Here is a 21,925-nt window from a genome sequence, read left to right as displayed (position 1 = left end):
ACCTTCGGCCTGGTGGCGGTGGACCCGGAGACCTTCGCGCGCACCCCGAAGCCCTCCGCCCACTGGCTCGGCGCCCTCGCCCGCGAGGGCCGCCTAGCCTGACCGGCACCCGCGCGCACCGGTTGGCCGGCCGATACCCGGCCGGCCAACCGGCCCGGCCGTCACACATTTCCTCGCCGCCACCACCGACGCCCCCGCCCCGGCAGCCGCCTTCGGCACCCGAGCGGAAACGGGGCAGGCGGTGCCAGCGGGGGGGGAATCCCACGTCAGGACCCACACCAGGACCCGCGTGCGGCAGCCGGGGCCGGACTCCGGACGGCAGGTCACCACCGCCACTTTCCGCAACCTCCCCCCTCCCTCCCCCGGCGCCGCGAGAACGCTTCCCGGGCCCGTGACCTGTGCCGGGGAGGCTTCCGGCGCCAGGGGGGAGGGAGGGGGAGGTCACCCGGCGTCACCGCCCCGTGGGTACGCCCGGCGCCGCGGGCCGGGGTCGGGGGCCTGTGGCCTTTCAGGGGGTTGCGGCCGGGGCCGGCGCTCCCGTCGGCTCGGCCGGCCGGACGCTGTACTCCCCGGGCGTGGCCGGGTTGCGAACGACCCGGCCCGCCTTGACCAGGCGGGTGAGCGTGTTCTCCACCGTTCTGCGCGGGATGCCGCACGCCTCGGTGATCTCATCGAGGTGGCGGAAGCCCTCGCCGTCTGCGGCGGCCAGGGCGAGCAGGATCCTGTCCTGCGCGGTGGGCTCCCTCGATCGGGGCGCGGCCTGCGCCGGCACCCATGCCGGTACCGCCTCGTCGGGGTCGGCCGCTGGGCGGGCGTGCAGCAGGGCGAGGGCGCCGAGCGCGCGGGCGAGGTCGCGCTGCCCGCTCTCCAAGGCGTTCAGCGCCTGCTCGGCGAGCAGGCGGGCGGCCTGGACGTCGTCGGCGCCGGCGGCGGGCGATCGGGCATCAGGGTCCTCCGGCACGGTGGCGGCGAATCGGTCCGTTCCCGACAACGAGCCGGCCCGGCCCGCGGTCACCCAGGTGACTGCGTGCGCCGCGTCCGCCGGACGGTCCGACCGGCGCGTGCCCGGGTTGCCAGTGACGAACAGTCACACTTACTCCGTACTCACTCACCCGATAAACAGCCCATCATGCCTGTCCACGGCCGCGCGGACGGACTTTCCCGGGCTGAGTGAGTGTGGGGTGAGTGTGACCGAGAGTGTGTGTCGAGGCGCCGGGCCGGCCTGCGGTCGCCCCGCAACCGCGCCTGGCCGAGCGCGAGCTCCTGGGCCACGCCGCCGATCGGCGGGACGTCGCGCGCACGCAGCCGCGGTTCCGAGCGGGGGCCGCCGGGCGCCGCGTCGGCGTTCTTTCTCGCGTGCACGCGGGGGCGGGTGCAGGCGTGCACACCGAACGCGTGGCTCTGTTCACATCGCAGAGCAGCGTTTCGACAGCAGTTTGGGAGTCAGCGCCCAAGCCGGATGTTCACGACAGCGGTCAGCACCTCGGTGGCGACCGAAGGCCGCCGGGTAGCGGTCGTCTGGGGCTCAGGCCAAAAGCGCTGGCTACGGGGGCAGGCGGGAGCGAGCACCGCGCCGTTGCCGGACGTCGGCGGGTGGCTCCCGTTCTCGTGAACATCGGCTCCACCGTTCAGCAGGCGCCTCCCGAAATCGTGACGAACTGACTCCGCAACCCGTGAACAAAGCCAGCCGGGCGTTCCGGGGACATACACGCCATCTGCTCCTGGTCGACCGACTCTCAAGCTGACCAGTTTCCCCGCCCTGAACGCCTCTGAGGCCGCCCGCCAGCGCGCAAGGGCTCACGCGGCGGGCGGCCACCAGTGTCGGGCAGCTATCGGAGAGACCAGAGGCCGTTGCTTCCGGCCCGCTCAGACCGTGGTGTCGCCACGACCAACCCACAGACCCACTGCCCCAGGGAGCGTCCCGATCCCTGGGGCAGTGGCAGGACCTCGACTCTCGTCTCGCGGCACCGTCCCGCCCAGGCCCCCGGGGCATGGGCGGGTGACAAGCCGCTAGAAACGAGGGGCAGGTCCGTCAGAGGGGTTGCTCAGCCCTTCTGGAGCCACAGCTTGTAGGTGCTGCCGCTCCAGCGGCAGTCCCAGCTGTAGACGTTCGAGTAGTTGTCCCAGTACCACGCGCCGCGCTGGTTGCAGGGGTCGAATCGGTTGAACGTTTCGCCCGAGTTCACCCAGTAGAGCGCGGCCGAGCTGGGGGTCGCAACCGGCGGCGTGGCCGCCACAGCCGGTGCGGCCGCAGCCCCCACGGTGAGCGCGGCACCGATTGCGGTGGCCGCGAGAACATGGCGGATACGCATGAACGCCTCCTTGGATGGGTTCTCGATTTCGGGCGACCTTCCGGCCCGGGGAACCACTTGTGTCTCGCGGTTCCCCCGGCCCGTCGCCTTCGGGCTCCATCCTGACGGTGCTCGTAGGCGCGGTCCCAGTCCTTTCGGCCGTCGCCGAAACACCTGTGGTGAGGCCCACTTGAAGCAGCTGTGCACGGCCGGAGACGATGGGCGGCGGAAAGAAGGTGGACGTCCGAACAGAGCCCGGGAGTAGCCTCACGTGTTACGCATCACGTTCACCCCGCAGGACCTCGCCAGGACTCGGATAGCGGCGACCTGGGGCCCGCTCGGCGAGACGCTGCACGCGCTGACAACCCTGCAGCAGCCGCACGGCCGGGCGATGTTCGGCGCTTGGCGGCACAAGGTCCACACCCAGTCTCCGGCCCCCGTCCATCCGGCCTCGTCCCTCTTCCGGGAGACCGTCCTGGACCTGTTCACCGTCACCGGCGCCGCGTCGTCCGTCGAGGAGGGGATCGAGGCACTGCGTGCCGCGCCGGCGGAGAACCTGCACACCGAACTCGAGGCGGCCGCCGAGGCTCGGGACCACTACTCACGCTGCACGGGCCCCTGGGCCGGTGTGGCGTGGGGCGACATCGCGTACGACCGGAAGGACCGTGAGGAACTGCTCGCGTTCCTCCAGGACGTCCACCGTGTTGCCGTGGCCCCCCACTGGCAGCGGATCCTGCCCCGGCTGCGGGCCGAACAGACCACGCACGCGCTCAGGCTCGCCCAGGACGGACCCGAGGCGATGCTCGCCGCACTGCCACCCGAGTTCCGCTGGAAGCCACCGACACTGGAGATCGGCAGGGGCACTCTCACCGGCACCGTCAACCTGGAGGGCCGGGGCCTGCTCTTGGTGCCGTCCGCCTTCTGCCAGACCCGGCCGATCTCCTACACCAACCCGGCGGACGACCAGGCACCGGTCCTGCTCTTCCTGCCCGTGATGCGCGGCGTGTCCGACGCCGCCGCACTGCTGACGACGTCCCACCACGAGATCGACGGCGCCTTGTCCGCGCTCCTGGGCCGCACCCGGGCCCGCACCCTCCATGCCATCAGCGACGGACCCTGCACCACCGGGCAGCTCGCCGAGCGCCTCCGCGCGTCACTGCCCACCGCGAGCGAACAGGCCTCCATCCTCCGCAGAGCCGGCCTCATCACCACCACCAGACACGGCAGCGCCGTCCTGCACACACTCACCCCCCTCGGCAGCGCCCTGCTCAACGGCCATCACTTCCGGACTTGACCGCCCAGAAAGACTGTCCCGGCCCTCCGAAGACGGTGGACCACAGCCGCAGGGCGCGCGTACGGCCCCGCCTCCAGATGCCCGAACCCCGCGCGGGCGAGAAAACCAGCGGCGGCGACGACGTCCAGGGCGGCCGCGCAGGCGCTGCCCTGCCGGGTCTCCCGGGCCGCCACGGGAGAGACGCTGTACCCGAACTGCCTTGCCTGGCGCGCCTCTTGCTCCACCGGGCCCCTCTCAACCGAAGCCGGAAGGCAACTTCACCAGATGCGGCCGTACCGGAGCGATCCCGCGTGCGGCTTCCTGGGCCCTTCCCGCGGCGGAGCGCGGCCCGGCCGCCCCCATCTGGCACCCACTCAGCAGTCAGGGCCGGTGCGCTGGGCGGCGATCGGGAACGGCTAAGACCGTGTCCTATGTGGTGAGGCGGGTCAGGCGCTTGTAGCAGCAGAGGGTGGCGGCGAGGCCGAGGAAGGCCAGGTAGTTGCGGGGATCTCGTTCGTAGCGGTGGTTGAGTCTGCGGTAGCCGCTCAGCCAGGACATCGTCCGTTCTATGACCCACCTGCGGCGTCCGAGACGCTCGCTGGAGTCGATGCCCTTGCGGGCGATGCGGACGCCGATCCGCTTGCCACGAAGCCATTTCCGCAGATGAGGCACGTCGTACGCTTTGTCCGCGTGCAGGCGCCCGGGCTTGCGGTAGCGGTCGCCCCAGGTGGGCTGTCTCATCAGGTGGCCCTCGACCATGGGCTTCAGTGCCTTGCTGTCGTGGGTGTTGCCCGCGGTGACACCCACGACGAGGGGCAGTCCGCCCGTGTCCGACAGGACGTGCATCTTGGAACCCGGCTTGCCCCGGTCCACGGGGCTCGGACCGGTGAGCCCGCCCCCTTCTTGGCCCTCACGTGGGCGGAGTCGAGCACAGTGCGGGAGAGGTCCAGCAGGCCCGCATCCTCCAGGCGCTCGAGAACGGCCTCGTGGAGCCCGCCCCACACCCCGGCTCTCGACCAGATCAGGAAACGGCGGTGCGCGGTCGACTTCGACACCCCGAAGCAGGGCGGCAGCGCGCGCCACGCGCATCCGCTGACCAGCACGTACACGATCGCCGCGAACAGGGTCTCATCAGGCGTGTTAGCTGTTCCGCCGCCCTGTGGCCGCACCCGCTCCGGTGGGATCAAAGGCCTCGCGATCTCCCACAACCCGTCCGGAACAATCCAACTCCACGTACCCCGCCCCATGCCCGATCAACGAGCCACCACCACATAGGACACGGTCTAAGCCTCGGGAGGCGTTCGGCCCCTCCTCCGTCCGCCTCCATGGAGGTCCGGCTGTCCCCTGCTCGGGGTTCGCGGCGCCCCGTTCCCGGCATGCACAGGCCATTCGCCGTCGCGCCACGATGCTGCCCGGAAGAACACCGCGGCCCCCTTGTCAGCGCTTCCGCGAACCGGATAGGGCGTCAGGACCCGGCTCCGGCAGTACACGAGAGAAGAAGCTGAAGAAGCGCACCACCGTCCGCGCACGGCTCCGTTCCGTCCTCCTCGCCGGCGTGGGGCCTGAGCATGACCCTCACGGGCGTGCTCGGCGGAGCCGGGACCGCCCAGGCCCGCACCGAGTGGCGACAGATGTCCCACGTGTGGTTCGACCTGTCGGAGAACGGCCCGAGCGGGGACGAGCGGATCCGGTACTCCGCCTTCTTCAGCAGCGCGCCCTCGGGATGGACACCGATGAAGGTATCGGTGATCTCGACGACCTCGCCGTCCTCCCCGTCGACGGCCTCGATCGCGTCGAACGCCTCGCGCAGGAGATGGATGACGCCCGCGCGCTGCAACTCGTCGAGTTCAGGGGTGCCCTCAGAGGGTGAGCAGGCCGACGGCGTGGCCGTCGTGGTCGACGACCGGCCACACGACCAGGTCCCGGGCGCGCATGGCGGCTGCCGCGGTGGCGACGGGCATGTCGGGGGTGGCGAACGGGGCCCGGTCGAGGACGATGTCGCGTACCGGGGTACGCGCGGTGGTCCGGGAGCGGGCCTGGAACGGGGCGAGGTGCCGCCGGGTCAGGAGGCCCGCGCAGCGGCCGTCGTCGTCGCGGACCAGGAGGTGGTCGGCGCCGGAGCCGTGGAGGATGTGGATCGCCACGTCAAGCATGACGTCGTCGCTGATCTGGAGCTCGGGGTGGGTCATGAGGTCGCGGACCGCGGTGGCGGCGGGGGGTTCGAGGGTGAGGGTCATGGGCGGACTCCTTTGGGTCGCTTCCGCCGGGGCCGGCGGTGGTCGGGGCGCTGACGACGGTGGGACGGCCGGCGGCGGGCGCCGGTGTGTCCGGTGGGCCCGGACCACGGCGGCGGTCCGGGCCCGGGCTGCTTGCTAGGCGGCGAGGTCGACGCGGCGGGGTGCCCGGCGGCGGCCGGAGGAACCCTGGCCGACCCGGCCCACAGCGGCCGTGCCGGTGGCGCCCACGGTGCGGGCGGGGCGGCTGCGGCGGTTGCGGCTCGTGGACGGGCTGCGGCGCGGGCGCTCGACGACGGGGGCCGCGATCACGGTGGGGATGCCGGTGGGCACGCGGGCGCCGGTGATGCGGGCCAGGTCCTCGTCGCCGGCGCTGACCCTGGTGGTGACGGGGGTGATGGCGGCGGTGGTCATCATCCGGGCCATCTCGCGGCGCTGGTTGGGCAGGACGAGGGTGACGACGGTGCCGGACTCGCCCGCCCGGGCGGTGCGCCCACCGCGGTGCAGGTAGTCCTTGTGGTCGTTCGGCGGGTCGAGGTTGACGACCAGGTCGAGGCCGTCGACATGGATCCCGCGGGCGGCGACGTTGGTCGCGATCAGCGCCGTGACCTGGCCGGTGCGGAACAGCTCCAGGGTGCGGGTGCGCTGCGGCTGGGACTTGCCGCCGTGCAGGGCCGCGGCCTTCACGCCGTTGGCGAGCAGGTCCTCCACCAGGCGGTCGGCGCCGTGCTTGGTGTCGATGAACATGATCACCCCGCCGTCGCGGGACGCGATGTGCGCGATCGTGGCGTTCTTGTCGTGGTTCTGCACATGGAGGACGTGGTGCTCCATGGTGCTGACCGCTCCCGCGGACGGGTCCACCGAGTGGGTGACCGGGTCCTTGAGGAATCGGCGGACCAGGCGGTCGACGTTGCGGTCCAGGGTCGCGGAGAACAGCATCGTCTGGCAGCCCTCGGCCACCTGGTCGAGCAACTCGGTGACCTGCGGCAGGAAGCCCATGTCCGCCATCTGGTCGGCCTCGTCGAGCACCGTGATGCCGACCCCGTCCAGCCGGCAGTCGCCCCGCCGGATCAGGTCCTTGAGCCGGCCGGGCGTGGCCACCACGACCTCCGCCCCGCGGTCCAGGGCGTGGGCCTGGCGGCCGATCGACACCCCGCCGACCACGGTCGCCATGCGCAGGCGCACCGCATGGGCGTAGGGGGTGAGGGCGTCGGTGACCTGCTGGGCGAGTTCGCGGGTGGGGACCAGGACCAGGGCCAGCGGTCGGCGGGGTTCGGCGCGCCGGCCCGCGGTGCGGGCCAGCACGGCCAGACCGAACGCGATGGTCTTGCCGGAGCCGGTCCGGCCCCGTCCGAGAACGTCGCGGCCGGCGAGCGAGTTCGGCAGCGTGGCGGCCTGGATCGGGAACGGCGCGGTGACGCCCTGGCGGGTCAGCACCGACAGCAACGCCTTCGGCATGTCCAGTTCCTCGAAGGTCTCGACGGCCGGCAGTGCCGGAGTGGTGCTCACCGGCATCGCGAACTCACGCTGCACGGAAACACCCTGACGACCAGTTCGTCCGGGCGAGTGCCCCCCACTGCTGGAGGGCCGGTCGCCGTAGAAGGAGCTGCCGCCGGAGCGGGAGGAGGCCGAGGAGCGGGAGTTGGCGCTCTTGTGCGGGGAGCGGCTGGAGCGGTTCATGGGAAACCTTCCTGGGGCGGCACGTCGCGAGGCGGCTCCGCAGCGCGGGGGCGCCGGCAGGAGGCCGCAGGGAACGGGCCGAAAGTATGGAGTGCGGAGCGTGGACGGTGAAACCGTGCGGCACGTCACCTCAGGTCAGCACTCACCGCGGGGCGGGAGCGAAGAACCTCGAACCGTGGGTGTCACGGGAGGGCGCCGATCCGGACGCGGCGCTGCGCGTCTCGCGTGGGGATGGCCGCCGGTGGCGGAGCCAGGGGCCGGGAACGGCCGGGGAATGCGCATGGCGGCGCAATGCCGAGGGGCCCGCACCGGGCATCGTGTACGCGGTGCGGGCCCCTCGCTACCAGGCGGGTGCCGTGGCAGAAACTACAGCGGACGAATGTTCTCGGCCTGCGGGCCCTTCTGGCCCTGCGTGACGTCGAACTCGACCTTCTGGCCCTCGAGCAGCTCACGGAAGCCGTTGGCGTTGATGTTCGAGTAGTGGGCGAACACGTCAGGACCGCCACCCTCCTGCTCGATGAAGCCGAAGCCCTTTTCCGCGTTGAACCACTTCACAGTGCCATTAGCCATAAAGAAATCTCCTTCAAGGGGCTGTCCGAAGCCCGCACAGTGCGGACTCCGAGTCGCCGCGATGAGCACCCACCCGGGGAAGAGCCGGGAAACAAAAAGGCGCCTGCGAAACATCAGCAGGCGCACACAAAGTTCATGGGAACCACTACTGCAACTAGGGAGACCCTAGCAGGCCCAGGCCCGCCTCGGGGGGATATTCCACCCCCGGTTCTGCGGGGCCTCTTCCCGGAGCCGCGGGGCGCGGGGCGCCCACGACCGTCAACACGCATGAAGGAAAGTCTGGTTGAGCCGGCAGCTCCGTAGCGCGCCCCTGCCGACAAGGCGCCCCTTTCCGCGGTAGGAGTCTCCTCCCCGTGGCCCGGCTCCAGGCGCATGGCCTTGGAGACGAGGACCAGCAGCGCGGGGAAGATCGCCAGCACCGCGTATCAGGTGAGCGCTGCGGCCCGGTCCGGCAGTTCGTCGGCGAGGACTCGCGGCCGGTGCGTCTGAGGATCGCGATCCAGCCGCGCTTGGGGATGTCGGTCGGGCCTGAAGGACCTATGCCTGCGGCTATAGCCCAAGGATCCGGACGGCGCGGCGTAGCAGCAGGCAGGGCCCCGGCGCTTCGGTGCCGGGGCCCTTTCGCGTGCGCTACTGGTCCGCGGACCACGGATCGGTCTTCCAGGTGATCTTGGAGACCGTCTGGGGCGGGTAGGACCTGAAGCCCCCGCCGCCGCTAATGTCCGGCTTGACGTGCACCCAGCCGTCCGGGCCGATGAGGGCCAAGCCTGTGTCTGCGGCGTGGCCGCCCTCGGTGGCGGGGAGCTCGATTCTGGCTTCGGTCCATGTGGTCTGTGTCATGTATCGACTGTTCCTGGCCCTGGAGCGGGTTCGCCACTCGGCGTGCGCCGGGTGGCGGGCAGCACACCTCGAAGGTGCGGCCTGAGCGAAGCAGGAGGGCCTCGGGTATCGCGCTCTGGGCCCTCCGTCATGCACTGGGGATTACAGCCGGAGCGGCCCGGCCGGCTTCGCCGCCGGACTGATCCCCGACCTCGACGCCGTCGTCTGCGGCATGAGCGCCGACCGGTCATCCGGCCCGGTCGAGGGCCGCGCCAACGACCTCAAGGCCCTCAAGCGCGGCATGTTCGGTCGAGCGAAGCCGCCCTTGCTCCGGAAACGACTCCTCCTCGTCGCGGCCAGCCGCCGACACAGACCGTGACAACCTACTGATCGGCTTCACGAAATCCGTGCCCGAACCCAAATGACCCGGCAAAATCAGCGGCCCGGTGGTGCTGCGGTGGGGCCGCCGTGGCGCAGACACGAGACCTGCGGACCGGTGGCGGCCGGGGGCTCTTCCGGCCACGAACCGGCCGTTCGCGGCGCCGGCTCAGTTGCCGGCCCGCCCGATGTCGGGGACGGCTTCGCAGAGACGCTCCGGGCCGGGCCGTCCTGGTCGGTCATCACCCGTTCCGCCTACGGCGGGGTCCGGGAGTCGTCCGGGTCAGGCGAGCATCGCCCCCGGGGGCGGCGCCGGATCAAAACGGTGGCGGACGGCGCCCTGCCCCTCCGGGGGGCGCTGCCCGCAGGGACAGCGCCGGCAACGCGGGCAACGCCGTGCGGTCGATAGCATCGGCCGCATGGCTGAGCGGGCGGAGCGGACGGGGCAGGCGGGGCAGGCCGACCGGGCGGGGTGGCTGGACGAGCAGGAGGACGAGGTCTGGAGCGGCTTCTTCGAGACCCAGGTGCTGTTCTGGCGCCGCCTCGCCCAGCAGTTGCAGCAGGAGACCGGCCTGTCCGAGCCGGACCTCGCCATCCTCCAGGCCCTGCTGGCCGCCCCCGGCGGGAAGCTGCGGCCCTACCGGCTGAGCGGCGTCACCCAGTTCGAGAAGAGCCGGCTGCACCACCACCTGACCCGGATGGCCGGGCGCGGCCTGGTCACCCGCGAGCCCTGCCCGGACACCGGGCGCGGCGCCGTGGTGGCCCTCACGGAGGAGGGCCGGGCCGCCGTCGCCGCCGCGCTGCCCCGGCGCGCGGCGCACATCCGCCGCTGGCTCACCGATCCCCTGACGGAGGATCAGCGGCGGGCACTCGTCGGCATTTCCGCCACCCTGACGGAACGATTGAAGGACGAGCGGCCCGCGCCCTGAAACCCCCGAAGCCGGTTGACGTGTCAACCCGGCACGCCCATGCTGGAGTTGACACATCAACTCGATGCTCTATGCCGCACCGGGGGGACCGCCATGCGCTTCCTGCTCCTGCCCCACCTGCCCGACCAGTCCAAGCCGGACCACGACCAGCTCCGCGAACTCGTCGACTACGCCGTGTTCGCCGAGGAGCTGGGCTTCGACGCCTACGGCATCGGCGAGCGGCACGACCGCCCCGCCGTCTCCAGCTCCCCGCCCGTCCTGCTCGCCCACATCGCCGCCGTCACCACGCGGATACGGCTGTTCACCGCCGTCACCACCCTCGGCATGCTCGACCCGCTGCGCGCCTACGAGGACTACGCCACCCTGGACCACCTCGCCGGGGGCCGGCTGGACCTGATCGTCGCCAAGGGCGCCTACCCGCGCTCCTCCCGCCTGTTCGGCGTCACCCGGGAGAACCAGTGGGAGCTGCTCCAGGAGAACTACCTGCTGTTCCGCCGGCTGTGGCGGCAGGAGAAGGTCACCTGGCAGGGCCGGCTCGGCCGCTCGCTGGAGGACGCCGAAGCGCTGCCGCGCCCCTTCCGGCCCGAGATCCGGATCTGGCACGGCGCCGGGAGCAACCCGGACTCCGCCGACTTCGCCGCCCGCCACGGCGACCCGCTGTTCACCCCCAACGGCGCCGGCGCCATCGGCCCCTACGCCGCGATCGTGCGCCACTACCGGGAACGCTGGGCGGCCTACGGCCACGACCCGGCCCGCGCCCTGGTCGGCGCGGGCACGGCGGGCTACTTCGGCGCCCGCACCTCGCAGGAGGCGGTGGCGCGCTACCGCCCGGTCTTCGAGGCCCGCCTGAAGGTCAACCGGGCCCTCGACGGCGGCTCGATCCGCTTCGACACCGTCGAGGACTGGATCGAACACGGCTCGGTACTGGTCGGCAGCCCGCAGCAGATCATCGAGAAAGTGCTGGGCCAGCACGCGCACTTCGGCCACGAACTGCTCCACCTGCACGTGGACGGCGAGGTCCTGGACCGCGCGGACTACCTCGGCACACTGGAACTGTTCTTCACCGAGATCGCCCCGGTACTCCGCCGCGAACTGCCCAGCCGCCCGCTGGACGACGCGTAACGGCCCGGCGGGACGAGGCACGGGCAAGAGCTCGTCCGCGGAGCTCACCGCGGCGCGTGCCGGCGGTGGGGTGGGACGGCCGCGAACAGGTGATGAGGGCCGTTGTCGGTGGCCGTGGCCAGGGTGGCGACCATGAGTCCGTCCACAGTGATGATCACGGTGGGCTGTTCGCGGCCGCAAGAGCCGGCCCGGTGGTGGGCCACCGCGCCGGGAGGCGAAATCACCCAGGACGACGGAGACTTCGTCATCGTCACGGCGCGGCAGTCACCGGCGCCCGGGTTCCGGCGTGCGGCCGAGCAACGGCAGGGCAGGAACCGTGCGCACCTCGACTTCGCCACCGCACCCGGCATCACCCTGGCGCAGCAGGTGCAACGGCTGGCCGGTCCGGGGGCGAGCGCCGCCCGCGAGCACAGCGTCCCGGGTCCGACCCGGGCCGTCCTTCAGGACCCGGCCGGCAACGAGTTCCGCGTCCACCGAACGGCCACCGCACCCGCGCCGGAGGCAGTCGCCCACCACCGCCGGCACCGGCGCGCACCGTGCCGCGGGCCTGGTGAGGGTGCGGGGAAGCCGGCGTGCCCGCGCCCGTGGCACCGCCACAGTCCGGCCGGTGGCACAAGCCGACACCCCCATCAGGCCGAGGAGACCCGCGCAGTAGCGACCCCCGCTGACGCGCGGGCGCGCCATCACGCCCCCGGCGGCAGCTGCAGTTCGTAACGGCTGAGCCAGACCGCCGGACGGGCGTCCTGTACCCGCGACCCGGGCGGGCCGTCCACCGGCACGTCCCCCCGGTGCACGAACCCCCGCCCCTCGTAGTACGCCCGCAGCCGGCCGTTGTGCCGCACGCAGTCCAGGCGCAGCGCGTCGACGCCCCTCTCCCGGGCCGCCTCGCGGGCCCGGTCCAGGATCACCGCGCCGAGCCCCGGCACCCGGCGCCGCACCGCGAGCCGGTGGACGTACCCGGCGGTGCCGCCGATGTCCGCCCACACCGGGTCCGCCCAGTCCAGGGTGAACGTGCCCGCGGGCTCGCCGTCGACGTCCACCAGCCAGGTCTCACCGCGGGCGATCGCACCCTCGACCCAGTGCGCGCCGAACCGCGCCGGCCACTGCCGGACACCCTTCGCACCGAGCCAGGCCGCGGCCTCGTCCAGCACGCCCAGCACCTCGTGCGTGTGCTCACCGGCAGCACGCCGGAAGACCACACCGTCCCTGTTCCAGTCGACCGTCACGATCCGGATTCTCGCAGCCCCCCGCCCGTCGGCACCCCCGCCCCCGCCCCGCCCGGCCGGACACCGCACAGGAACCGGCCACCTGAGCCGCCGTCCGCCAGACGCCGGCACCTCGGCTCCCCCGCCACGGCGGCCGGCCTGATCCCGCCGGAGCACCACCGTGGTACCCGCGCCCTGGTCCAGCCCCTGGAGCGGCCCGCGCTCCTGCCCGCCGGAAACGGCCTACGCGGTCCGGCCCCGGCAGGCCTCGACAGGCCGGATCAGCGGGTGAGCGGTACCTCGCGGTGATGGCCCGCGCGTCGGTGCCGAGCACATAACCCGACCCCGTCACGGCCACCGGCCCGACCGCCCTCCTCCTGCTCCTTGCCCGAATCCCACACCGACCCTCGGTGGAAAGTGCTCCCGAACGGGTTGGTCGTCCTGCCCGGCACCGCGGCGCGCGGCGGGCGAGCAGCACGCTGAACGGGGCCACGGCCCGGCAGAGGCGGCGGCCCGTGAGGGGACAGCGGGCAGCGATGCCGATGGCCAGCCCGCGGCGACGGCGCGGCGGGTGGTCCACGACCGGTCCCCCGGTGCTCCGGGACGACTGTCGTGCCACAGCTCCGACCGGCGCGGCGGGGCGCTCGGCACAGCCCGGCCATGGTGAAGCCGGCCGCGGCGAACGGCGGGTGCGGGCAGGAGCGTCGCTCGTGCCCGGCACGGCGGGGCACCCGGGCCTCGGGGGCCGGCGCGGCCCTGGCCCCCTATCGGTCACACGCGGTCACACGCCGCCGGTGCCCGGCCGAATCGGCACGGCGCACGGGCATGACGCGGCCGGCGGACCCCGTGGGGCCGGACGGCGCGGACGGGCGGGCGAGGGCCGGTCGGCCGTCGGCTGCCGGGCCGGACCTGGAAGCCGACGGCCACCCGGCCCGTGATCGAATGTCCGCCCCCGCGGTCAGCCCGTGGGGGCGGACAGTCGAAACGGCTCCGCCCTCGGTACAGGCGGAGCCGCCGTGGACCTGCCGGGCACCGACCCTCAGGCGTGGCGGTGGGGCTTGTTTCCGGTGAGCAGCCGGTAGGCGGCGAGGATGATGACCGAGCCGACGACGGCGGCGATCCAGGTGGAGAGATCGAAGAAGCCGTCGATGGAATCGACACCGAAGATCACCTTGCCGAGCCAGCCTCCCAGCAGACCGCCCGCGATCCCGAGAAGGATCGTGACGATGAGGCCTCCCGGGTCCTTGCCCGGCATCAGGGCCTTCGCGATGAGGCCCGCGAACAGTCCGATCAGAATCCAGGCGATGACGCCCACGCGCTTCTCCTACCTCGATGAATACGGCCGGTGTCAGCGCTCGTCTTCACCGTGCCGCCATTTCCAAACCCGCGAGGGTCCGGCGCCCGGTGGAAAGAGCCCGAGGCACCGTTCCGGACAAAAGGCCAGCGGGCGGGGTGCATGCTCCGCTCGGCCCGGGGAAGTCGGCAGCCGCACCACGACGACGGACCACCAACCGAGGAGGCTCCTATGACCAGCGGAATGTGGGACTACGGCAACGCCGAGGGATACGCCCCGGGCACGGACCTGACGGGCTACCGCGTCGAGGCCACGGACGGCCACATCGGAAAGATCGACCGGCACACCGAGGAGGTCGACTCCGCACACATCGTGGTCGACACCGGCCCGTGGATCTTCGGCCGGGAGGTGCTGCTCCCCGCGGGCACGATCCGGCGCGTGGACACGGGCGAACGGACGGTGTGGGTGAACCGGACGAAGGACGAGGTGAAGAACTCGCCGGAGTACGACAAGGACCGGCACAGCGCGGATCCCGATTACCACCGCACGATCGGCAGCTACTACGGCGGAGCCATCTGACCCCTCCGCGTGCCCCGGCCCCCTTGGCGGGCCACGACAGCCCGGTCGTGGCCCGCCAAGGGCGACAACGCCCCGGGGAGGCGGTTCGCACCCCACCGCGCGGTACAGCGACCGCGACCTCACCCTTCCGGGTGACGCGACCTCAGCACCCGCTGAACAACCGCCAACGAACGGGCCCGCCGCCGACACGGAGAACGGGACAGCTGCCGGGTGACCGGGTACGCGAGGCTGTGGACCAGCCGATGCGACACCATCCTGCCGATCCCGATCCGGGCCCGATACCGCCCGCGCCCGGGAAACGGTCGCCGACCGCGCAGAAACGGTCCGTGGGCCCTGAAGTTCGTACCTCCGACGGGGTTCTTCCGGGGTACCCCTTCGGCGAGCACGCCACGCCCGGGCGTCGGACGGCGGGTTCAGGTGCCCTGCGGGCGGGTCGAACCGGGTGGACGCGGGAGGTCGAGGACGGCGACGGCGCCGCCGTCCGGGGCGTTCGTGAACGTCAGAGCGGCGCCGAGCACCGCGGCGTGGCCGACGGCGATCGTCAGTCCCAGGCCGTGGCCACGGCCGCGTTCGGCGGCACCGGTGCGAAAGCGCTGGGGCCCGTCGGCGAGGAGGTCGTCGGGGAAGCCCGGCCCGTGGTCGCGCACCGTGATCCGGGCGCCGGTGACGGTGACCTCGACGGGCGGCGCGCCGTGCCGGTGGGCGTTGACCACGAGGTTGGTGATGATGCGCTCCACCCGGCGCGGGTCGGTCGCGACGACGGCGGGAGCCTCCAGCCGCACCCGGGTGTCACCGCCGGCCTGCCCGGCCGCGTGGGCGACGAGCTCGCCGAGGGGAACCTCGTCGATCCGTGCCCGCTCGGCACCGGCGTCCAGGCGCGAGACCTCCAGCAGGTCCTCGACCAGGACCCGCAGCGCGAGCACCTGCGTGCGGACCAGGCCCGCCGCCTCGTCCTCCTCCGGGAGCAGACCCGCCGCGGTGACCAGGCCCATCAACGGAGTGCGCAGCTCGTGGGCGACGTCGGCGGTGAAGCGTTTCTCCGCGGCGAGCCGCGCCTGGAGCGCGGCCGCCATCGCGTCCACCGCCGCCGACATCTCGGTGATCTCGTCGCGGGTGCGGCCCCGTCTGCCGATCCGGGCGTCGAGATCCCCGTCCGCGATCCGCCGGGCGGTACGGGAACCGTGACGCAGCCGCCGGTTCATCCGCTCCGCCACGAGAGCTGCTGCGGGCACGACGACCAGGAGCGCGGCGAGCGCCGCCTTGACCATGCTGCGGTCCAGCAGTTGGAGACCGCGGACCTGGGCCCTCATGTCGGTCCGCACGACGATCACCTGGTCGTCGCCGACCGGGGCGGCCGCCCAGAGCCAGTGCCAGTTCGGCGCCTTGACGTCATACCAGAGCGCGTACGCCTCGGGCGTCCGCAGTTCGGCGACCGACTTCGCCAACGGTGCCGGCAGACCGGCCACGGTCCGCAGGTCCGCGAAGGCCGGCCGGTTGCCGGTGAGCGAGAACTCCTTCTCCGCCGCGGCCAACTGCGCGGCCGCCAGTTCGCGCCCGGCCCGCTCACCGCTCTGGGCCGTCGCCCGGTGGACGAGCACCCCGATCACGGCGGCGACCGCGCAGCAGGCCAGCGCGACCAGGGCCGCGGCCTTCCATCGCAGGGACCGCGGGTCGAACAGCCGCGTGGCCATCCGCTCAGCCCCGCACGAGCTTGTAGCCGAAGCCCCGGACGGTCTCGATCCGGTCCGCCCCGATCTTCTTGCGCAGCCGCACCACGCACAGGTCGACGACCCGGGTGTCGCCCTCCCAACCGTAGTCCCAGACGTCGCGCAGCAGACGACGGCGGTCCAGGACCGCACCGGGGTTCTCCGCGAAGGCCAGCAGCAGGCGCAGTTCGGTGGGCGTCAGCAGGACGGGCCGCCCGTCCAGGCACACCTCCAGGCCGCGCAGGTCCACGGTCAGGCCGCCGAAGACGAGGAGGTCGGGCGAGGAGGGGGCCGTCGGGGGTTCCGGGGGCCGCGCCGTTCCGGCAGACGCGGCCGGCACGCCCGTAGCCCGTTCGTCCGGTGCCGGCTCCGGGACGGGACCCCGGTGGAAGGTGGCACGGCGCAGCAGGGAGCGGATGCGGGCGACGAGGACGGGGATGTCCACCGGCTTGACCACGTAGTCGTCGGCGCCGGCCTCCAGTCCGGCCACGACGTCGAGGGCGTCGCCCCGGGCGGACATCATCAGGATCGGGGTCAGGCTCTCCTCGCGGACCCGTCGGCACAGGCTGATGCCGTCGAGGCCCGGGAGCATCACGTCCAGGATCAGCACGTCGTGCGCCCCGGCCCGGAACGCCTCCAGGCCGTCGAGCCCGTCCCCGGTGACGTCGACCTCGTAGCCGTAGCGTTCCAGGGCCAGCTGCACCGAGCGGCGGATGACCGCGTCGTCCTCGACGAGCAGCACGCCGACCGGGTCGGGCACACGAATGACGGACAAGGGTTCTCCGATGTGTTCGCCCGGAGAGCGGCACTCGTCCGGGCCCGCGAGTGATCGATCGTAACCGTCCGGGCGGCGGGGGCCGTGCCGGGGCCCTGCGGCTTCGTCGGGGTCGGGGGGCCGGGCCCCGGACGGGACCCGGGACGGCCACACGGCCCGGTCAGAGCCGCAGGGACGCCGCGACCGGCAGGTGGTCGCTGCCGGTGGCGGGCAGTGTCCACGCCGCACGCGGCGTGAGGCCGACCATCAGGATCTGGTCGATCCGGACCACCGGGAACGACGCGGGCCAGGTGAAGCCGAAGCCGTCGCCGGCCTCCCGCTGCGCCGACCGCAGCGACCCCGTGAGCCCGCGCAGCGCGGAGTCGTCGACCGAACCGTTGAAGTCCCCCAGGACCACGATCCGTGCGAGCTTCTCCGCCCGGACGGCCTCGGCCAGCCTGGCCGCCGCCTCGTTGCGGCGGGTCGTGGCGAAGCCGGTGGCCGGGTTCACCCGGACGGAGGCGAGGTGCGCCACGTAGAGCGCCACCGGCCCCTTCGGCGTCCGCACGGTGGCGCGCAACGCCCTGGTCCAGGGCATGATCTCCACCGGTTCCACCTCCTCGACCGGGTACCTGCTCCACACCCCGACCCCTCCCCGTACCTGGGAGTAGGGGTGGGTGGCCGCCAGTTCGCGCCGGAAGGTCTCCTGGGCCCGGCTCGCCAGCTCCTCCACCGCCAGGACGTCGGCGCCCGAGGCCGCCAGCGCGCGGGCCGTGCGGCCAGGGTCGGGGTTGTCCTCGTTCACGTTGTGGCTCACCACCGTGAAGTCCCCGCCGCCGGACCTCTTGTCGAGGAGAGCGGGCCCGAACAGGGCGGTCCACAGCAGGGCGGGGACCAGCACGGCGACCGCTGCCAGGACCGACCGGCGGACCGCCGCGCAGCACAGCAGCAGGACGACGCCCAGCCCCGACCACGGCAGCATCGTCTGGCAGAGACTGCCGAGGTTGCCGACCGCGTTCGGCAGGTGGGAGCTCAGTGCCATGGGAGCGGCGCAGAGCAGCGCGGCCACGGCGAGCAGCCACCCGCGCGGCCCGTACCGCCCCCGCCGCCCCGTGCCGCGGCGGGCCGCACGGCGCGGGGCGGGGCCCGGGGAAGGGCTCGGGGAGCGGCGGGGACGGCGGGGACGGCGGGGACGGTGGGGACGGTGGCGGGAAGACGCGCCGGACGCGGACGTGCCCGCGCCGTCGCGTCCCGTCCCGTCGGCCGGCGCCGGCCCGTCCCCGGGCGAGGGGGCCGGCGGGGCCGTGCCCGTGTCGGTGTCCGTGTTCACGCCCACTCCCGGCGGCCGCCGTCGAGGGCCGGCAGGACCTGGGGCAGCTTCTGCCCCAGCGCGTCGACGAGCCGCCCGCTGTTCTCCAACGCCGCCCGCATGCCCTCGGTGGGGGTCGTACCGGCGCGCTGGCCCAGCACCACGCCGAGGACGAGCCTGCGTCCTGTTCCGTCGCCGCCCTCCGGCACCTCCAGGGCCCACATCAGGTTGCCTCCCGCCGGCGTACTCGAACCGGTCTTCAGCCCCACCACCCCGGGATGGTCGAGCAGCGTGTTGGTGTTGCGCAACGGCACCGCGCGGCCCGGCAGTGTGGTGCTGCGCAGGGCCACGGTGGCGCGCAGCGCCGGGTCCTTCATCGCCTCGCGGGCCAGGACCAGCTGGTCGGCGGCCGTGGACACGGTCGTGGGTTCGATCCCACTGGCCCCGGTGTAGGTCGTCGCGGTCATCCCCAGCCGGGCCGCCTCCGCGTTCATCCGCTTCACGAACGCCTCCTCGCTGCCCGCGTCCCAGCGGGCGAGCAGCCGGGCCACGTTGTTCGCGGACGGGAGCAGCATCACCTCCAGCAGCTTGCGCTGGGTGAGCCGCTGGCCCGCGACCACGGGAGCCGTCGACTCGCTCGTCGACGCCGACTCGTCCGCCGCCTGTGCGTCCACCGTGATCGTCGGGCCGTCCTGGCCGTCGCGCAGGGGGTGGTCCCGCAGAACGACGTACGCCGTCATCACCTTGGTGACACTCGCGATCGGCACCGGCTGCTGCGGCCCGTTCACCCCCAGGACGCCGACCTTCGTCACGGCGACCGCCGACTGTCCCTCCTGCGGCCACGGCAGATCGAGGTCGACGACGGGCGCAGGAGCCGGCAGCGTCGGTGGCCCCTCGGCCCGGATCCCTCCTTTCCCGGCGCCCCCGGCCGCGGGCCCGTCCGGCAGGGCCCCGGCCATGCCGCCGCCGGCGCCCGCGACCAGCGCCGCGGCCAGCAGCCACAGCACCCTGCGGCGGGGCGCCCGGCGACGGACCGGAACGGCGTGGGGATCGTGGTCTTCACGTTTTGTCACGGTGGACACGGCGACTGCCTCCCGAAGCAGAGGAACACGGAGCCCCGCCGGCACGGAGGCCACGCGGGGTGTGTCCAAAGACTCCGGGACGGCTGCTTCGAGCGGGTCGTCACCCGGCTTCCGCGAGCACGCGATCGTGTATCAGCCACGTACCAGTGGCACGGAACGCAAGGACGGAAGCATCCTCCCCCGCGAGCACGGGGTCAGCCCGGGGCTGGAGGCTGCGCAGTCCAGGGCCGGGAGTTCTCGCCGCGAGCGCGGGGACGGCAGCGCCGGCCAGGGCCGCCTCTCCCCTCGTCGGGGGACCGGCCGACGAGGGCGGATCGCCGCACCTCCGTCGTATCCGAAGAGGACACCGTCATGTTCCGTACCGTCATCGCCAGGGCCGCCGCGGTCACCGCCCTCGCCCTCGCCGTCCTGGTGCCCGCCGCCGCGGCCCTGGCCGCCACCGTCCAGCCGGACGCCACCATCCAGGCGGTCACTGCCGTCCAGGCCCAGCCGGCCGCCGAGCACCGGGCCGAGGACATGATCCGGGGCTGACTGCGCCCGACCCACGGGCACCCGCCGATCGGCTGCTCCCACGGAGCAGCCGCCCGCTCCGAACCCCGGCCATCGTGCCTCCGACGGGGGCGTGCCCGCAGTAGGGGCCGCTGCGGGCTCCGGCGACCCGACGGGCGGCGTGGCCCCGCACCGATCGTGCGGGGCCACGGCCTGATGCTGCCCGTCGGCTGCTCCTTCGGGCGGCACCGCACGATCAGCGATACCGGGAACCGGATCGGCGTGCGGGCAGGTGGGTGCGGTGGGGCTATCGGCCGTTCGACCAGCGGCTGGAGGGGGTCGCGCCCTTCTGGTCCGTGTCGAGGTCGATGTCGGCGTAGAAGACGCCGAGGTTGTAGCCGTCGCCCTGGGTGTTGACGGTGACGGTCACGTCGGTGTCGTCGTTGCGCAGGAACTCGGAGACGTTCCAGCGGTTGGTGTCGTGGCCGAAGTTGTTGCGCGGGGCCGGGTTGCGGGGGAAGGTGCCGAGCGATCCGGGCGCGCCGACGGTGGAGTTGAACGCGTCGTCGGCCGGGTGGTTCGCGTCGGTGAAGCGGGTCAGGGGGCCGTGGGTGGACTTGATGTCCATGGTGTCGCCGGTCCACTTGTGGTCGCCGTCGTAGACGACCCAGCCGAGGTGGCCGGTGACCGGACCGGCGGCCGGGGTACGGATGCCGGTCAGGGTCCCCGACAGGGCGGGGCTGTTGGGCAGTTCCGGCTGGAAGCCGTCCCACAGGTGGACGTGGCGCAGCGGGGCGCAGGGGTCCTCGTAGGCGATGACGATGGTCCAGCCGCCCCAGCTGTGGGGCTTGACGACGGAGTCCATGTTGGCGGCGGTGTAGGTGCCGGTGCCGTGCTGCCGGACGAGATCGGTGATGTCGGCGGACGCCTGGTAGCTGCTCTCCTCGTCGGTGGTGATGTAGCCGATGGAGGGCTGCTGGTTCGGGATGTTGCGGTACTGGGTGTCGCCGGGGAACTTCAGGTAGATCTCGTCGATCTGGCTCTCGGGCAGGACGACGTCGTCGATGCCGCGGGTACCGCCCCAGTAGAGGCGGGCGTGCTTGACGGTGGCGCCGGGGGGCAGGGCGAGGTCAGCGGAGCTGGCGGAGTAGATGGCGTCGCCGAGCGGGCCGATGCTGCCGGGGTCGATGTTGATGTACCGCATCGGGTAGTTGTTGTTGATGGGGCGGCTGCCGGCGCCGGTGCGGGCCTGCTCGCAGGGGGGCTGGGCGGGGTCGACGGGAGGCTTGGTCTCGTCGCAGGTCATCAGGGCGTTGCCGATGTGCGTGATGGAGCCGTGGAATTCGTCCTGGAAGCGGGTGGTGAACGGCAGCCGGTTCTCGGTGATGGTCTCGGCGCGGTTGTGCGGATGCCGGCCGGTGTCGACTGTGCGGGAGTCCGCCGGCGCGGCGGCGAACACGCCGGCCACCGACGTGGCGGCGACGGCCGCGGCGAGGACGTGGTGGGGCGCACGGCCCCAGGGACGGGAGAGCGTCACGATGGACCTCCGAGGAGAGGCGGAACCGGGGAGCCCCTCCATGCCACCAGCATGTGTGCCGTTGCTCCCACGATTAGCCCGACGGTGGGCGCTGCCCGCCCTGTCACACCACCGCCCAGGCCGCGCCGCAAGCGGCCCGAGAACGTGCCGGCACGCGTGCACGAGCCGCTCGCCCACCTGGACATCCCCGCGTTCGTCGAAGGGCGCGCGTTCGATGTCCTGGCCGCCAACTTCTAGGCCCTCGCTCCCCGCCTGCGGCCCGGCGAGAACCGGCCGCGCTCCCTCCTCCCGGACCCCGAGGAACAAGCCTTCCACCAGGACCGGGCGACAGCCACCACCGACGTCGTCGCGGCCCTCCGCACCTCCATCGGGGACGACACCGACAACCCCGGTTCGTCGAACCCGTCGGCGAGCTCGCCCCGTCCAGCCAGCGGCTCCGCACCCTGTGGGACCGCCACGACGTCCGCGACCTCGGCGGCACCACCACCACGCTCCACCACCCGGCCGTCGGCGGACTGCGCCTGCACCGCGACAAGCTCCCCATCGAGGACGTCATCCTCGTCGTCTACTCCCCCGGCCGGGACAGCGACAGCGACGGGAGACTGCGGCGCCCTGCCGCGCTTCCGCCCGCCGGGCCGGGCCAGCCGCCGGCCCGGGGTGCGGCCGGCCCGGCC

21 protein-coding genes and 1 pseudogene are annotated in these 21,925 nt (G+C 73.0%); 7 read left to right on the top strand and 15 right to left on the bottom strand.

Going from position 1 to position 21,925, the window contains the following annotated elements; genetic code table 11:
• Nucleotides 1–508 precede the first annotated feature (508 nt).
• Nucleotides 509–961 carry a hypothetical protein gene (locus ABT093_RS03910; RefSeq protein WP_350560046.1) on the bottom strand — a complete coding sequence of 151 codons (453 nt, stop codon included), beginning with the start codon at nucleotides 959–961 and terminating at the stop codon, nucleotides 509–511.
• 1,084 nt (nucleotides 962–2,045) lie between these two features.
• Nucleotides 2,046–2,312 (bottom strand): hypothetical protein, encoded by a 267-nt coding sequence (locus ABT093_RS03905; RefSeq protein ID WP_350560044.1) that lies wholly within the window; start codon nucleotides 2,310–2,312, stop codon nucleotides 2,046–2,048.
• Nucleotides 2,313–2,562: 250 nt separating this feature from the next.
• Between ABT093_RS03905 and ABT093_RS03900 the strand changes: the two genes are divergently transcribed.
• Nucleotides 2,563–3,585: an ArsR/SmtB family transcription factor gene (locus ABT093_RS03900; protein ID WP_350560042.1), complete on the top strand. Its 1,023-nt coding sequence runs from the start codon at nucleotides 2,563–2,565 to the stop codon at nucleotides 3,583–3,585.
• A gap of 408 nt (nucleotides 3,586–3,993) precedes the next feature.
• On the opposite strand, the gene ABT093_RS03895 is transcribed toward ABT093_RS03900, so the two are convergent.
• The 6 genes from ABT093_RS03895 to ABT093_RS03870 all read right to left on the bottom strand — a co-directional run bounded on the left by ABT093_RS03895 (nucleotide 3,994) and on the right by ABT093_RS03870 (nucleotide 8,888).
• A protein-coding gene (locus tag ABT093_RS03895; protein ID WP_350560040.1) for an IS5 family transposase occupies nucleotides 3,994–4,811 on the bottom strand; the annotation gives its coding sequence in 2 pieces (ribosomal slippage) (nucleotides 3,994–4,454 and nucleotides 4,454–4,811; 819 coding nt in all).
• A gap of 218 nt (nucleotides 4,812–5,029) precedes the next feature.
• Entirely contained in the window at nucleotides 5,030–5,401 is a 372-nt protein-coding gene (locus tag ABT093_RS03890; protein ID WP_350560038.1) for a hypothetical protein, read from the bottom strand.
• Between the two features lie 22 nt (nucleotides 5,402–5,423).
• Nucleotides 5,424–5,801: a CBS domain-containing protein gene (locus ABT093_RS03885; RefSeq protein ID WP_350560036.1), complete on the bottom strand. Its 378-nt coding sequence runs from the start codon at nucleotides 5,799–5,801 to the stop codon at nucleotides 5,424–5,426.
• A 135-nt stretch (nucleotides 5,802–5,936) separates the two neighbouring features.
• Nucleotides 5,937–7,478, bottom strand: a complete 1,542-nt coding sequence (locus ABT093_RS03880) for a DEAD/DEAH box helicase (RefSeq protein ID WP_350560034.1) — start codon at nucleotides 7,476–7,478, stop codon at nucleotides 5,937–5,939.
• Between the two features lie 366 nt (nucleotides 7,479–7,844).
• Nucleotides 7,845–8,048 (bottom strand): cold-shock protein, encoded by a 204-nt coding sequence (locus ABT093_RS03875; protein WP_030918248.1) that lies wholly within the window; start codon nucleotides 8,046–8,048, stop codon nucleotides 7,845–7,847.
• Nucleotides 8,049–8,678: 630 nt separating this feature from the next.
• Entirely contained in the window at nucleotides 8,679–8,888 is a 210-nt protein-coding gene (locus tag ABT093_RS03870) for a hypothetical protein (RefSeq protein WP_350560032.1), read from the bottom strand.
• 776 nt (nucleotides 8,889–9,664) lie between these two features.
• On the opposite strand from ABT093_RS03870, the gene ABT093_RS03865 reads away from it, so the two are divergent.
• The 3 genes from ABT093_RS03865 (at nucleotide 9,665) to ABT093_RS03855 (ending at nucleotide 12,010) form a co-directional block, all read left to right on the top strand.
• Nucleotides 9,665–10,174 (top strand): MarR family winged helix-turn-helix transcriptional regulator, encoded by a 510-nt coding sequence (locus ABT093_RS03865; protein ID WP_350560029.1) that lies wholly within the window; start codon nucleotides 9,665–9,667, stop codon nucleotides 10,172–10,174.
• Nucleotides 10,175–10,267: 93 nt separating this feature from the next.
• Nucleotides 10,268–11,296, top strand: a complete 1,029-nt coding sequence (locus tag ABT093_RS03860) for an LLM class flavin-dependent oxidoreductase (protein ID WP_350560026.1) — start codon at nucleotides 10,268–10,270, stop codon at nucleotides 11,294–11,296.
• Nucleotides 11,297–11,428: 132 nt separating this feature from the next.
• Entirely contained in the window at nucleotides 11,429–12,010 is a 582-nt protein-coding gene (locus ABT093_RS03855) for a VOC family protein (RefSeq protein WP_350560068.1), read from the top strand.
• On the opposite strand, the gene ABT093_RS03850 is transcribed toward ABT093_RS03855, so the two are convergent.
• Nucleotides 11,980–12,522, bottom strand: a complete 543-nt coding sequence (locus ABT093_RS03850) for a GNAT family N-acetyltransferase (RefSeq protein WP_350560023.1) — start codon at nucleotides 12,520–12,522, stop codon at nucleotides 11,980–11,982. The genes ABT093_RS03855 and ABT093_RS03850 overlap by 31 nt on opposite strands.
• A 1,018-nt stretch (nucleotides 12,523–13,540) precedes the next feature.
• Nucleotides 13,541–13,816 (bottom strand): GlsB/YeaQ/YmgE family stress response membrane protein, encoded by a 276-nt coding sequence (locus ABT093_RS03845; RefSeq protein WP_350560020.1) that lies wholly within the window; start codon nucleotides 13,814–13,816, stop codon nucleotides 13,541–13,543.
• 210 nt (nucleotides 13,817–14,026) lie between these two features.
• Here ABT093_RS03845 and ABT093_RS03840 point away from each other — a divergent pair, with 210 nt between their 5' ends.
• Nucleotides 14,027–14,374, top strand: coding sequence for a PRC-barrel domain containing protein (locus ABT093_RS03840; protein ID WP_350560017.1), 348 nt, complete (start codon nucleotides 14,027–14,029; stop codon nucleotides 14,372–14,374).
• Between the two features lie 413 nt (nucleotides 14,375–14,787).
• On the opposite strand, the gene ABT093_RS03835 is transcribed toward ABT093_RS03840, so the two are convergent.
• From ABT093_RS03835 to ABT093_RS03820, 4 genes are all read right to left on the bottom strand, one after another.
• Complete coding sequence (locus ABT093_RS03835) at nucleotides 14,788–16,065, bottom strand: sensor histidine kinase (RefSeq protein ID WP_350560014.1); 1,278 nt, start codon at nucleotides 16,063–16,065, stop codon at nucleotides 14,788–14,790.
• Between the two features lie 4 nt (nucleotides 16,066–16,069).
• Complete coding sequence (cseB, locus tag ABT093_RS03830; protein ID WP_350560011.1) at nucleotides 16,070–16,855, bottom strand: two-component system response regulator CseB; 786 nt, start codon at nucleotides 16,853–16,855, stop codon at nucleotides 16,070–16,072.
• 160 nt (nucleotides 16,856–17,015) lie between these two features.
• Nucleotides 17,016–17,876: an endonuclease/exonuclease/phosphatase family protein gene (locus tag ABT093_RS03825; protein WP_350560008.1), complete on the bottom strand. Its 861-nt coding sequence runs from the start codon at nucleotides 17,874–17,876 to the stop codon at nucleotides 17,016–17,018.
• Nucleotides 17,877–18,160: 284 nt separating this feature from the next.
• Complete coding sequence (locus ABT093_RS03820; RefSeq protein ID WP_350560005.1) at nucleotides 18,161–19,225, bottom strand: D-alanyl-D-alanine carboxypeptidase family protein; 1,065 nt, start codon at nucleotides 19,223–19,225, stop codon at nucleotides 18,161–18,163.
• Between the two features lie 351 nt (nucleotides 19,226–19,576).
• On the opposite strand from ABT093_RS03820, the gene ABT093_RS03815 reads away from it, so the two are divergent.
• Nucleotides 19,577–19,756, top strand: a complete 180-nt coding sequence (locus tag ABT093_RS03815; protein ID WP_350560002.1) for a hypothetical protein — start codon at nucleotides 19,577–19,579, stop codon at nucleotides 19,754–19,756.
• Nucleotides 19,757–20,021: 265 nt separating this feature from the next.
• Here ABT093_RS03815 and ABT093_RS03810 read toward each other — a convergent pair whose 3' ends face one another.
• Nucleotides 20,022–21,173 carry a hypothetical protein gene (locus ABT093_RS03810; RefSeq protein ID WP_502884116.1) on the bottom strand — a complete coding sequence of 384 codons (1,152 nt, stop codon included), beginning with the start codon at nucleotides 21,171–21,173 and terminating at the stop codon, nucleotides 20,022–20,024.
• On the opposite strand from ABT093_RS03810, the pseudogene ABT093_RS03805 reads away from it, so the two are divergent.
• Nucleotides 21,123–21,889, top strand: a pseudogene (locus tag ABT093_RS03805) (MmyB family transcriptional regulator); the annotation flags it as partial. The gene ABT093_RS03810 and the pseudogene ABT093_RS03805 sit on opposite strands and share 51 nt — an antisense overlap.
• Nucleotides 21,890–21,925: the final 36 nt, after the last annotated feature.

The sequence above is a fragment of the Kitasatospora sp. NPDC002551 genome, assembly GCF_040296005.1.
Taxonomy (GTDB): Bacteria; Actinomycetota; Actinomycetes; order Streptomycetales; family Streptomycetaceae; genus Kitasatospora.
This window is presented reverse-complemented; position numbering and strand designations above follow the sequence as displayed.

Coding starts and splice junctions, on each gene's coding strand:
- ABT093_RS03860 (WP_350560026.1), top strand. CDS start 10,268: ATGCGCTTCCTGCTCCTGCCCCACCTGCCCGACCAGTCCAAGCCGGAC.
- ABT093_RS03840 (WP_350560017.1), top strand. CDS start 14,027: ATGACCAGCGGAATGTGGGACTACGGCAACGCCGAGGGATACGCCCCG.
- ABT093_RS03870 (WP_350560032.1), bottom strand. CDS start 8,888: ATGACACAGACCACATGGACCGAAGCCAGAATCGAGCTCCCCGCCACC.
- ABT093_RS03835 (WP_350560014.1), bottom strand. CDS start 16,065: ATGGCCACGCGGCTGTTCGACCCGCGGTCCCTGCGATGGAAGGCCGCG.
- ABT093_RS03875 (WP_030918248.1), bottom strand. CDS start 8,048: ATGGCTAATGGCACTGTGAAGTGGTTCAACGCGGAAAAGGGCTTCGGC.
- ABT093_RS03865 (WP_350560029.1), top strand. CDS start 9,665: ATGGCTGAGCGGGCGGAGCGGACGGGGCAGGCGGGGCAGGCCGACCGG.
- ABT093_RS03815 (WP_350560002.1), top strand. CDS start 19,577: ATGTTCCGTACCGTCATCGCCAGGGCCGCCGCGGTCACCGCCCTCGCC.
- ABT093_RS03825 (WP_350560008.1), bottom strand. CDS start 17,876: ATGGCACTGAGCTCCCACCTGCCGAACGCGGTCGGCAACCTCGGCAGT.
- ABT093_RS03905 (WP_350560044.1), bottom strand. CDS start 2,312: ATGCGTATCCGCCATGTTCTCGCGGCCACCGCAATCGGTGCCGCGCTC.
- ABT093_RS03885 (WP_350560036.1), bottom strand. CDS start 5,801: ATGACCCTCACCCTCGAACCCCCCGCCGCCACCGCGGTCCGCGACCTC.
- ABT093_RS03880 (WP_350560034.1), bottom strand. CDS start 7,478: ATGAACCGCTCCAGCCGCTCCCCGCACAAGAGCGCCAACTCCCGCTCC.
- ABT093_RS03855 (WP_350560068.1), top strand. CDS start 11,429: ATGAGTCCGTCCACAGTGATGATCACGGTGGGCTGTTCGCGGCCGCAA.